At 57.8% G+C, this 12,837-nt stretch carries 6 protein-coding genes; all 6 read right to left on the bottom strand.

Going from position 1 to position 12,837, the window contains the following annotated elements; all coding sequences use genetic code 11:
* Positions 1–7: 7 nt before the first annotated feature.
* A complete protein-coding gene (locus P5540_16760) occupies positions 8–1,852 on the bottom strand; it encodes a hypothetical protein (GenBank protein HRT66469.1) in 1,845 nt (614 codons plus the stop codon).
* A gap of 139 nt (positions 1,853–1,991) precedes the next feature.
* Positions 1,992–5,627, bottom strand: a complete 3,636-nt coding sequence (locus P5540_16755; protein HRT66468.1) for a homocysteine S-methyltransferase family protein — start codon at positions 5,625–5,627, stop codon at positions 1,992–1,994.
* A 104-nt stretch (positions 5,628–5,731) separates the two neighbouring features.
* A complete protein-coding gene (locus tag P5540_16750; GenBank protein ID HRT66467.1) occupies positions 5,732–6,811 on the bottom strand; it encodes a 3-isopropylmalate dehydrogenase in 1,080 nt (359 codons plus the stop codon).
* 137 nt (positions 6,812–6,948) lie between these two features.
* A complete protein-coding gene (locus P5540_16745) occupies positions 6,949–8,247 on the bottom strand; it encodes an ATP-grasp domain-containing protein (protein ID HRT66466.1) in 1,299 nt (432 codons plus the stop codon).
* An 800-nt stretch (positions 8,248–9,047) separates the two neighbouring features.
* Positions 9,048–9,569 (bottom strand): immunoglobulin domain-containing protein, encoded by a 522-nt coding sequence (locus P5540_16740; protein HRT66465.1) that lies wholly within the window; start codon positions 9,567–9,569, stop codon positions 9,048–9,050.
* 1,052 nt (positions 9,570–10,621) lie between these two features.
* Positions 10,622–12,837, bottom strand: a 2,216-nt coding sequence (locus tag P5540_16735) for an endo-1,4-beta-xylanase (protein ID HRT66464.1), incomplete at its 5' end; no start/stop codon positions are given.

Below are 12,837 nucleotides of genomic sequence, written 5' to 3'. Positions count from 1 at the left end.
CCGCCTGCTATTGGGCTACGGCTCGCATGTTGAACCGCCGAATTCCCCAAAAACCCGCAACCAGCAGCATGATCGCCAACGGCCATGCCTCGATTGGTAGACTGGCGCGCTTGTAGGTTTCGCCATAGGCAAAATAACCGTTGACCTCGCCGGCCAGTGGACTGTTATCGTCGTTGGCCCTGATGGAATCATTGTCGTTCACGGCCAACCCGACGGTTCCGCCTCCCGCGCCCAAGCTTACCGAGACAATATAGACGGACCCGTCCTTGGCGGCATTGACGTCTTCAATCGAGGCTTCGAGTTCGCCGCCGGTAATGATGAGACTAAAATCGGACACGTCCACACCATGGACCGGTTCGCTGAATGTTACCTCAAAATCAACCGAATCGAAGCCAGCCGTTTTCGCCGGCGACGCCGTCAGACATTTGACGGTCAATACCTTGGGCAGATCGAGCCAGTCCCCGTAATAGGTATCCACGGCAAACCGCGCGAAAACCTTGTACCCTTCCTTGTGCAGGTGAATATTCGCGCCACCCTTGGCGGCGATGTCCTTGGCCCATTTGGGATCGTTCATTGCCTTGCCGAAATCGTACAGGATGGCGATTGCCGGGCCCGGATAGTTCAGATCGCCGCCGGTCCAGGGTTCATAATCGGGATAATTTCCCGGCAGCGACACGGTTCCCTTGGTGCCGGGGGTTCCCCGAGGGCCGTAATACTGTTCTTCCGGCGGGGTGGTCTGCCTCCGTTCCTCGTTGGGCGCCTGGCTGATCAATTCGAAATCGCACGGATACCCGAACCACCATTGCATCAGCCCGAACGTGTTGAGAAAGTAACAGCGATGGGCGTATTGCGGCTTGGCCATAATCAGATTCATCAATTCGAGTTTGATGTGGCCGCCGTTGGCCATGGCGGTGTTCGCGGTGAGCGGGTCGGCGCCCCCCACGCCTTCATCCATGTAATCGTAATCGGTAAGCACGACGCGTACATCGGGCCGGCTATCCAAAGTATATTCGACGATAATGCGCAACTGATCGAGGATGGCGTAGGCGAACGCATATTCCGCCTTGGATTCTGTTCCCCATGTTTCCTTCCAGCCGTGGTCGAAGCGGACGCCGTGGACCGTCACGGAGGGGCTTGTCCCTCCATTCAAGCCGGAACCGTTGGCGGTCATCAGCGGTACGGCCGTGTTCGCGAAAACGCCCTTGAACGTGCAGAAATAGGTTGGCAGGCCGCGCGCATCCTCGACTTCGATGTTGCCGGCCCCGATGGCGGGCAGCGCTTCGAGGGCGCTCTGGACCTCGGCGGACGAAGCGCCGAGTGGGAGGGGGGCGGTCGTCTGGCCCTGGAAGGTCAGGGTAAAGGAACCGCCTTCCGGCCCGCCGCGAAACACGATCGTCTGCCATTCGAAGGGCGTATAGGCGATGAACGCCTCGAAATTGCCCCGGATATAATCGTTGCCGCCAAGGCCCAAATGCACGATGTCAATTGTCGGATAGGCCATCAGGGTCCTGCGGATCCATTCCAGTTTGCCGATCATGCCGAAAGGCGTGGCCGTGGGTTCGTTGGTGGACCACTGGGTAATCATCGAACCGGCCACGGCGGTGTCGCCGATATCCGTCCAGCGTTCGCGTCCCGTTTCGGGCAGGATATCCCGAAAAGCGCTGCCCCGATCGTAGGTCCAGAACACAAACCCCGACGCCATGAACCAAGGCCAACTGTCGCCCACCAGCAAAATGCGCGGAAACGTTTCTTCTGCTTTTCCCGCTTCGGCTGCTTTCGCCGTGAATGCCATCCCGATGATGAGCAAGAAAAGCAACCCCCACGCCAATCCACGAAGCGTTGCGTCATGCATGGCTTGTTGTCCTTGTTTGCATCCCGTGTCCGGACGTTGTGTTCCTGCCGAGAAGCCCTTCACCAGCACAAATCCCTTTTGTCCCCATTATTACCTTAGGCCCGCCGGGTGTCAAATTCACGAAATGTCGGCGTATACGTCAGGAGTAGCGGGCATTGGGGTGAAAACTGACCACCGCGGCGGTTGTGCCTGTCGGAATGAATTCACCCGCATCGGTAATGTTTACGCCGGACAGATTCGCGGCATCGAGCAAGTCGAATATGACGCGGTTCATGCCAATGTCGGCCATGCCGGGATACCCCGGCGACCAGCGCGTGCCGGCATCGTCGCCGGCGCCCATGATTGTGCGCATGAGACTGTGCAGATATACGGCCATGTCCTCCGCGACGCGGTCGGAAAGTCCCTGCAGAAACAACGCGGATTCGGAATCGCCTGCGGACTTGAATGCGGCGATTTGGTTTTCGACGGCAGGACCACCCGTGCCGATTTGCACGCCGACGGCGCTGTATTCGCCGGAACTTTTCGGCAGGAAGTACTGTGCGCCGCACACCACGTCGTTGCGATCCGAACCGATCACGGTCGTGAAATGGAATCGGGCAATTTCATGCGACAAGTCGGCGGGATCGTAAAGCATGATGTTTTCGCCTTCCGACTGGCACGGATAAATGCCCATGACGCCTTGCGGCACAATCCATCCGTGCTGGTCGCAATCGGCGACCCATTGCACGAACAATCGTTCCAGTTCCGCTGGATCGGTGTTTTGCCGCTTCCAGAGCGCCGTGCCGCCGAAACGCCAATTGAGCAGAAACAGCGTGCGCGTGTCAATACGCTCCGCGAAATCCCGCATGCGCATCTCGACGCGTCGCCTTGCGCATTCGGCCTCGTGCGCGGGATTCCATCGCGACGCGCCGGCCTGTTCGAATGAGACCGTCCGGCGTGGAAGCGTCGCGAGCAGCCGGGCCTCCTCGCGGGCCATTTCTTCGGCGCGTTCCAGTTTCGACAACAACATGCGCCGGTTCTTCTCGAAGATCGGTCTTGGATCGCTTGCCGACATCAATGCGTTCATGACATTCACGCCGTCCATCGCGGTGCGGCAGTAGAACACGTTGCCGCGCATGTTTTCGGGATTGTCCTCGCCCGCCATCGCCACATACGCCGCGTGCCGTTCGTTCACGGGCGCGCCGCCAATCAGGATGGGCGTGTCTTCGAGTCCCTGCTCGCGCATCATTTTCGATACCGTGATCATGTGGTTCGACGTTTGCACGAGCAGCGCTGACATGCCGATGGCGTCGGCGTGATGTTCCCGGGCGGCGTCCATGAACTGCTGCAGCGGCGTCATTGCACCGAGATCGATTACACGATAGCCGTAGTTTTCCAGGAGCGTCTTGGCTAGGTCCTTGCCGATGCTATGCACATCCTGGTACACGGTGCCGAGGACGACCGTGCCTTTGTGGCGAATGCCGTCCAGCGTCTCCGAGCCCGATGTGCAGTGCATGTATTGCTCCAAAAAACGCATGACCTGTTGCATGACGTCCGCCGATTTCAGCAGGTGCGGCAACGACACCTCGCCGCGCGCGAACCCGTCGCCGAGTTCCTTCATCGCCGCCATCAGATAGTCGTTGATAAAATCGAGCGGGGCGTGAAGGTCCACCGCCTGCGCGGCCTGCAACACGATACGGTCGCTATACGCATAGACATGGCCATTTTTTTCAAAAGAGCCGTTCTCGCGCTCCTTGAATCCGTCCTTGATCTTCTCGCAGATCGCCTGTTCGATCGGGAGGTCGTCATACGAAGATCGCGCGGCGGCGCTGTCGCCTTTCTTCTCCCGCGCGATTCGTTCAAGTTCCGCGAAGGCGTCCATGTCGTGTTCGAGAATGACGCGGCGGCCGAGATCGCGGTGATCCGGGTCGAGATCGGCGGCGAACACGTAATGGTTCGGGTTGACGATGGCCGCATCGAGACCGCGCTTGCGCGCCTCATCGAGAAAAACGGATGTCAGCACCATGCGCATGTAGGGTTTCGAGGCAAGCCCCGTCGTCAGATTTCCGACGCCGAGCGTGGTTTGAATGCCCGGCACGAGTTCCTTGATGCGCCGGACGGCCTCCAGGGTTTCGACGGCGAAATTCATGCCCGGCGACGATTCGGATCCGATTGGAAACACGTTGGCGTCAATGAACAGTTGATCCGGGCCGACGCCGTGCCTTGCGGCGGCTTCGACGATTTGCAACGCCAGCGCGACTTTCTCGTCCGCCGTGGCGCCGGGGCCTTTCGGGCCGGTACACAGGCCGATATAGACGGGATGGTGGAATGTTGTCGCGCGAAGCACCGCGTCCGCCTTCGACAATCCGGGTTCGACGTCTTCCATCGAAATCGAGTTGAGAATGGGACGTCCCGGATACACCTTCGCGCCTTCGATCAGCGCATCCACGGCGAACGAGTCCAAACACATCGCGCCGGGAAAATCCGTCGTTTGCACGTGGATGACTTCCTTGAGCGTCTCGGTCGTATCCACGGTGTTTGAGTCCATGCACACGTCAATGACGTCGAGTCCCAGTTGCCGAACCTGTTCATTGACCACGTCCTCAAGCGCATCATGGTCAATGGGACCGCCGCTTTCGACCGCATCGCGCACTTTCTTCGAGCCGCGCACGTTCAACCGTTCGCCGAAGCGTATCAGCGTCCGGCTGCTGTCGAGCAGGATCGCGCGCTGCGGTCCGGATACGTACAGGCCCGGTTCGGGCGTTCGGACGGCCGGTGTCGCTCCGCGTAGCATGTCCGCGACGGCGCGAATATGCGCCGGCGTCGTTCCGCAGCATCCGCCGACGATGCGCACGCCGTACTCGGCCACGAACGTGTGCAGAATCCGCGCGAATTCCGCCGGTTCGAAGCGGTAGATGGTCCTGCCCGCTTCGGCGATGGGCAAACCGGCGTTTGGAACCACCGAAATCGGCAGGCGCGAAAACCGCGCCAGTTTCTCGACCGTCGGCAGCATGAGATCGGGTCCGATGCTGCAATTGATGCCGAACGCGTCTATCCCGATGCCCTCGATGGTGACGAGCGCCGCATGGATGTCCGTGTTGAAAATCTGCATTTTCGAAAAACGGTCCACGGTGACCTGGCACACAATCGGCAGCGTGCGTCCGGATTCCGTCATGGCTTGTTTGCCGCCAAACACCGCCGCCTTCAATTCGAGGATGTCTTGCTGGGTCTCGTAGAGCAACGCATCCGCGCCGCCGTCAATGAGTCCTCGCGCCTGCCGCCGGAAATTCTCCGCGATGGCGTCGAAGGTGGAAGTCTTTAGTTCGGCCCGGGTGCTCGAAAGGACTCGGTTCGAGGGGCCGATGGAACCCATGACGAACAGGGGCCGTCCGTCGTATTCCGGATCGCGCCGGTGGATCTCGCGCGCCTCGCAGGCCAATTCCGCGCCGCGCCGGCTCAGCCAATAGGCCCAATCCTCATGGGACATCGCGGGCAAGTCAATGTCATGCGGCAAGGGTGCGAAGCGCGAAGTGTCGATCGCGCGGAAATCGTATTCCGACAACCGAAACGGCGACGCGCCGAACGTGTTCGTTTCGACGGCATGCGCGCCTGCGCGATAGTACGCCAGATGGATGTCACGCACGGCTTCCGGACGCGAAAACACCAGCATGTCCGACAACATGCGGTAGTCCGCGCCGCCGAAATCCGCATCGCCCAAATCCAGCCCCTGGATCAGGGTGCCCATCGCGCCATCGAGCAGGATGAGGCGCTCGCGTAGCATTGCCGAGAAATCCACGGCGTTCTCCGACAGTAAAACCGAAACGCAGTCCATTTCCGGCGATTGCCCCCGGAAGGCGATCTTCCGTACCGGCAATCGCGGGGGCGTTTCGAACGATTACATTATATGGTTGCGGCGTACCCGGCGATCAGGTCGCCGATTTTTGTGGTGGACAATCCGGCCTGCTGGATTTCCTTTACCGAAAGGCCGGGCAGCACCCTGGATTCGAGGAATTTCACGCAGGCCCTTTCGATGCAGTCCGCGGCCTTGTCCTCGCCGAGGTGCGCCATCATCATCTGGCCCGCGAAAATGCACGCGAGCGGATTGATCACGTTCATGCCGGTATATTTCGGCGCGCTCCCGCCGATCGGCTCGAACATCGAGACGCCTTCAGGATTGATGTTCCCGCCCGCGGCGATGCCCATGCCGCCCTGAATCATCGCGCCAAGGTCCGTGATGATGTCGCCGAACATGTTGCCCGTCACGATCACGTCGAACCATTCAGGGTTTTTCACCATCCACATTGTCGTCGCGTCCACATGCGCGTATTCGCGCTTGATGTCTGGGAATTCGCGATCGCCCATTTCATGGAACGCACGCTCCCACAGGTCGAAAACATAGGTCAACACATTGGTCTTTCCGCACAGCGTGAGCGTTTTCGCCTTGTTGCGTTTGCGCGCGGTCTCGAAGGCGTAGCGCAGGCACCGGTCCACGCCGTTGCGCGTGTAGACCATTTCCTGCACGGCCACTTCATAGGGCGTGCCCTTGCGCATGACGCCGCCGAGGCCGGTGTACATGTCTTCCGAATTCTCGCGCACCACGACGAAATCTATGTCTTCCGGCCCCTTGTTTTTGATGGGGGTTTCCACCGTCGGATACAGTTTGACCGGCCGCAAATTGATGTACTGGTCCAATTCGAACCGCACCCGGAGCAGAATGCCCTTTTCAAGAATGCCCGGTTTCACGTCCGGGTGGCCTATCGCGCCCAGGAATATCGCGTGATATTGTTTCAACTCTTCCGTTGCCGAATCCGGCAGCACCTCGCCGGTCCGCAAATACCGGTCGCCCCCGAAATCGTACTCCGTCGTGTCGAACGAAAATCCGCAACGCTGGGCCGCAGCCTGAGCGACTTTCACGCCTTCCCGGAGCACTTCCGGTCCTGTCCCGTCTCCCGGAATCAATGCAATATTATATTTTGCCATTCTCGAAGCCTCTCTCGATTGTTTGCATTCTTTTCGGTTGAATGGCGAATGGTATCACCAAGACGGGAAGCCATTCTACTTTTCATTTTTCGATCGATCGCGTCGTTGTTGGTTTGTTTCAATTGCGATTCGGATCGTCAGCGCCGCCAGTCGAGCAGGCACTCGATCGCGTCCGGCGCGAACACGGGTATGCCCAGCGCTTCCTGCACGCGTTTTCGTTCCGCGAACGAATCGTCAATAAAGATGGCCTTCTTTTCCGCGATATGGGCGCTTTTGTCTGCCAGGGCGCCGACCGGCACGATGCTGTCGAAGAGGCCGGCGAGCCGGTATTGCCCAAGTGTCGCGCCGAGATCGCCCGCGTGCCGGGAGACCAGATGGACGCGAATCCCCCGGTTGCGGCACTGAAAGATGAACGCCGCCAAGAGGGCATTGACCTCGCCGTCAATGATGAGCGTATCGTCGAGATCAATATAGACGTCGTCGTATTCGATCGGCGCGAGAAACCGGTTGCACAAGGCGCGATCCATTTCGATGGGAAACGCATTGCACGCAATTTCGACGTCGAGGTCCAGGCGGTCGTACACGGCGAGCAATGGCAGATTCACGCCGAGATTGCGGTACAGTCCCATCCCGCCGCTTACGCGCGGGGCCGCCTCGAGCAATGCCAATTCCCCGGCGGCGTCCCGTTTCGCCTGAAAAAACCACGGACCCCGGAATGACAGGGCGCCGTGAATGCGCTCCGCCCATTCCCGGAATATCGGGTCGGACACGGGCCGCGTATCCACGCTGATGCCGCCTTGTGTCCGCAGGCGTTCGCGGGCGCCGGCGAAACGCAACGCGCCGTGCCGGTCCGTGAAGCAATCAACCGTATATTCCGCGCCCGGCAGATATTCAAGGATGATCGACGAGGGATCGCGGCCGAGCGCCGCGTCGAGCGCGGCACGCGACTCGATGCGCATCGCTCCCTGCGCGCCTTGGCCCGCGTCGGGCTTCACGAAGACCGGATACGGCAAATCCCGTTCGTTTTGTTCCCAAAGTCGCGGCACGCGCACGACGCCGGACAGCCGTTTGTAGGCAGCCCTTTTGCTTCGGCACACGGCGCATGTTTCCAGCGGCGATCCTATCACCGGACACGCCAGTTTGCCCTCCGATTCCGCAAGCCGCAACACGACGCTGTCGTGCGCCGGAAAGAGGAGATCGATCCGCCGATCAAGGACAATCCGGTTCAACGCTTCGACAAAATCCGGCGCGTCCACAAAGGGGAGGCCGCCCACATATTCGCGAAAGACCAGCGGGCCGTGGCTTGAAGCGACGCTCGACGCGCCCACGAGCGACACGTGCGCCGAAAAGCACAGGGCGCGGTGGATTTCGAGGCCTATCTCGGATCCGCAGGGAAACACCAGCACCCGCGTCTTTTCGCGCAACGACTCGCCCACGAATCGCCTCCTTATGCCAAACGGCGGCATTTTACGCTATCGCTTCTGTCCGATGCGACTGCCCCGTCTTTTATTGTTCTCCGGCCACCGAAAATTTTTTTGGGGCTGTCGCTTCGCCCCTGCTCAAATGACCGCATAAGAACTCAGCGTAAAGACGCGAAAGACGCAAAGAAACGCGAAAAGTCCTTTTCTTCAATTTTCAACTGCGTATAAGAATCAATCTCAGGCAACGAGATCTTGTGTTGAAATTGAAAATGGCCGCTATGTAGCGCCGATTTCCCAATCGGCATGTCGTGTTTCAGCAAGCCGATTTGGAAATCGGCGTTACATTCCGAGATCTTCACGACACCGAGAAGACGGTACTCTCAAGATCATGGAACTTCATTTTTTCTGCAAGTTACCCCAGACTTTATAGAAACCGGACTTTAAAGGACTGATTCGAGTTTGGAATTGCGTGGCCCCAACACCCATGCCCTGTTTTTCATCTGCGTGCATCGGCGTCATCTGTGGAGAATCATACGATCCACAGATGACGCAGATACACGCAGATATCGAAAAGATGAAGGGGGGAAAGAGATGAAAATGGAACCCCTTGCGGCATTGCGGCGTGTATGTGATGATTCCATCGGGCGTCGCGGTTCGGGCGGGTCAACGGGCTGAAACCCGCGCTACAAACACGTTGTCTTGGCGCAAGTAATTTTTTGGGCAACGATGACTTCAAGCATGGCGTTTCCCGCGAACACACGACGCTTTACGCCTTTATTCCTTCGTGGTCCGAATTGTTCCGGACGGCCACGCCATCAGGACATCCCTCCGAAACAGCCGGGGGGCGGCGGTTCCTCGCCTTCACCCTCACCTTCGCCTTCACCCTCGCCTTCACCCTCGCCTTCGCCTTCGCCCTCGCCTTCGCCTTCTCCTTCACCTTCCCCTTCGCCTTCGCCCTCGCCTTCGCCCTCGCCTTCGCCCTCGCCTTCTCCTTCTCCTTCACCTTCACCTTCGCCCTCGCCTTCTCCTTCTCCTTCACCTTCACCTTCGCCTTCGCCTTCGCCTTCCCCTTCCCCTTCGCCCTCACCTTCCCCCTCGCCCTCGCCTTCGCCCTCGCCTTCGCCCTCACCTTCGCCGGAGGTGATGGTAATTTCAACTGAGTTGGTGGTCCCGAAAGTGTCGCCGGAAAGCTCACACGCGTACACGCCGACATCGTCCACCGTTACCGAGTCCACACGATAGGTGTCCATCGTAGCATCCAGGATTACCGTGCCGTCCTTCATCCACTGGTAAGTCACATTCCCGTTCAATTCCGAGGCCGACACCTTCAATGTCATCGGTTCATTCGCACCATATGCAGTGGCCCCTCCCGTATCGATCGCCAGTTCCACCGGCGTCAGGCACCATATATCATTATAGAAATAGTTCTCATAGTTACCACCCATAATCCAGAGCTTTCCATCGAAGACCACTTCGGATTGGCCTACGCGATGGCCCCATGGTGCATCAGGCATTCTTTTCCACGTAATACCGTCTGGCGAGCTCCATATCTCTTTTAGATAGACCGTACTACTAGCTGGGCCCGCATACAAAAAATAAGACTCGTTGAGATCCCACATGCAATCGTCAAACACGATGTCACATTTCTTGCTTCCTGTTTCTCTCTTCTCCGTCCAAACAATCCCATCGCTCGAACACCAAGCGTCCCCGAAGGAAGTACCATTCATGAGCCAAAGCTTCTCTTGAAAGATCGTTATTGTGGTACCGCGTGGCGCCCAAGCTGCATGCTCTAACAGTTGTGTCCAATTTACCCCATCTACCGAGCTCCATACATCATTGAGATAAGACGCACCAGACGAAAGATCCCGGCCGCCTAATACAAACAGTTTGTCTTGTAGAACAGCTATACCATACGCGTCGCGAATTCCCCACGGAGCTACGGACGTGACCTCTGTCCAAGTGATCCCATCAGCTGAATGCCACACATCGTTTGGCATTTTGCCAATTATCCATATCTCATCTTTGAAGACAAGTGGATGGACGTTAGCGCGAACAGGCCACGGTGCGTCTTCTATTACTTGAGTCCACTCTGTACCTTCCGAGGTTACCCAGACGTCGTTACAGGCGTTCTCCAACTGTCGACCGGACAGTCCGCCAAACATCCACATTGAGTCGTTATAGGCCACGGTACGGTGACCAGATCGTCCCACCCACGAAGCGCTCTCGCTTACGCACGCCCAGAAATAACCACGACCAGGATCGGGGATGACCTCCTGTGTATGTCCATCCGGGACGACTCCCATCAGCAACACGAGCGCCAAGGTACTCTCAAGCACGAAGGAGTATATGTAAGTATGAAGCCCAAAGCTTTTGTTCATTGTTCTTATCTCTACGGATAAATCGAGTACGGATCTGGACTATTGCTGCCCGTTCCGTGGGCCTTCTCGAGCAAGTATGGTACGCCCTTCACAATCACCGTGCCACGCGCCTTGAGATTTCCGTCTTCATCAATCATAGAGACAACATCGCCGTCGTGATTCTTGACGATGAATGCGGTTCCCGATTCCGGCATGGCGAGATTCTCTACTTCGTCATCCACTTCACCGGCGAGAAACATTTCGCCGTCCGGTTCGACGACGGCTTTCTTCGTACCATTGTGATCCTTGACGATGAAGGAATTGGACAGGCCTATACTGTCCCATGATGTAGGGTTCTCGTTCAGCGGCCCTTTCATGATAATTACGTTGCCGTTGTTGACGAACCGGACAAGTTCGTTGCCGTCGTGATCCTTGACGGAAAATGCCGTGCCGAAATAGTTCTGGATAGCCTCGCGCACGCCATAATAGGCCGGTTTGGGATGGTAATTCCCGCTCATCGTACATAGCGGCGGCGAGTTGGTGACGACCTCGATTTCCGCGCCCAGGATGTCAGCATTGCAGGCTTCCTGATTGCGCTCTTCCGGGTCGGGATTCGCGGGATCCGAATACTCGCTGGGATACCAGGGCCACGCCGCCGGATCGCGCAGATTTAACCAAGAATACCTGTCTATGATTCCCCAGAGACTCACGCTGTATAGCTTCGGGACCGCAAGAGCGGCATTCAGAATCCCTTTGTATACGCGCCCCTGCCACTCTTGGCGTCGATCGATGCGTGCGGAGAGTGCGTCCCAAGGCGCGCTGAGTTGTCGTACATACATCATATTGTAGCGTTCAGGGTTCAGAACCCATTCTTCCAGTTCGTCATTCCAAACATATACGTTGTTCGGAATCCCCATCCGTATATCCATTTGGTCGATGACCACACAGGATACGCCCTCGGCCATGATGGACAGGCTGTCAACGATGCCGCGGAGTTGACGCGGATTGAGCCTGAGACCATCCTCGCCGTTTGCGTCAGCCGCGAGACACGCCCATGTGGGAGGAAACATCTCGACGCCGATGCCGCTGATAGGTGCGCCGGAGGCGAGGAGCAGTTTCTTCAAGGCCTTCACATTCTCGAACTTCTGGTTGACGACATTGCCTTCGGTTGCGAAGATGCAGCCATAATCGATGTAGAGAAGCAGGGCATCGGCATCATGCGCTCTTACGCGCTTGAACGTTTCCACCAAGAAAACATCCGAAATATCCTTCGCCCGGCTGTGCTCGTTGTCCGTAATCGTGTGCCACAGCCAATAACGGCTCTGGAAGGTCTTGCAGGCCGTGTCGTTTTCGGCACATGGGGTTTCGGTGTGCGGTTTCATCGCGGGATACTCGCACTTGATGAGATTCTTGATCGTATAGAGGATGGCGTTCGCTTCGTGCGTGGCGGCTGTGGTGTCCGCCTGGGCGCGTTCCACATGGATCGCGTTTCCCGTGCGGCTTTCGATGAGCACGATCTCCTCGTCGACAAGAGCCAGGACATCTACATAGACGTTGGTATTGCCAATGGTGGCATACTGCTGGGGAAACTGTGCGCCAAGTATCGCGCCGTTCAATGCCTCCGCACCATATGACAGCACCCAGTCTTCATCTGTATCGGAGACGGAACTGGCCAGTTTGACCGGCGGCACGTTGTCCCTAACCGCTTCGCCGGCCACGCTCCATCGCGTCAACGTTTCCGATGAGGCATACTGGTCCACCATCGTGTCAATGAACTCGAAAAGCAGGTTGGCCAGCAACGCGGGAGCCTCTTCGAGTTCTTCGAGATTAACGGGATTCTCCTCGGGGTAAGGCGAAAGTCTGGTATACACCACCCATGGCGGCAACAAGCCCAGAAGCGTTTGGCCGGCGCCTTTCATCCCGTTGGGAACGTCGAAGTCGATGAGCACCTCATCTGAATAGCCAAAATATGGCGTAGCGCCTTTACGGCGAAATGGTGTTGGAACTTCCAGTTCCGTACACGTGCCGCCGTAATTGAAATCGAAGGCGAGGAGGTCTCTGTATGTCTGGTATCGCTTGAAGGGAAATCCGGCACTCTTTCCATTTCCACAATCGGTTCCGTATCCGGGCGTCAGTTCACTGAATGGATCGCAGGCCGGATCGTCGTTGCAGTAGCAACAGGCATTATAGATGCACTCCCAGTCGCCGTCCGAAGGTTTCCATGCGCATTTGCGGAGGCCGCCGTAGA

It is taken from the genome of Candidatus Hydrogenedentota bacterium (assembly GCA_035450225.1).
Taxonomy (GTDB): domain Bacteria; phylum Hydrogenedentota; class Hydrogenedentia; order Hydrogenedentales; family SLHB01; genus DSVR01.
This window is presented reverse-complemented; position numbering and strand designations above follow the sequence as displayed.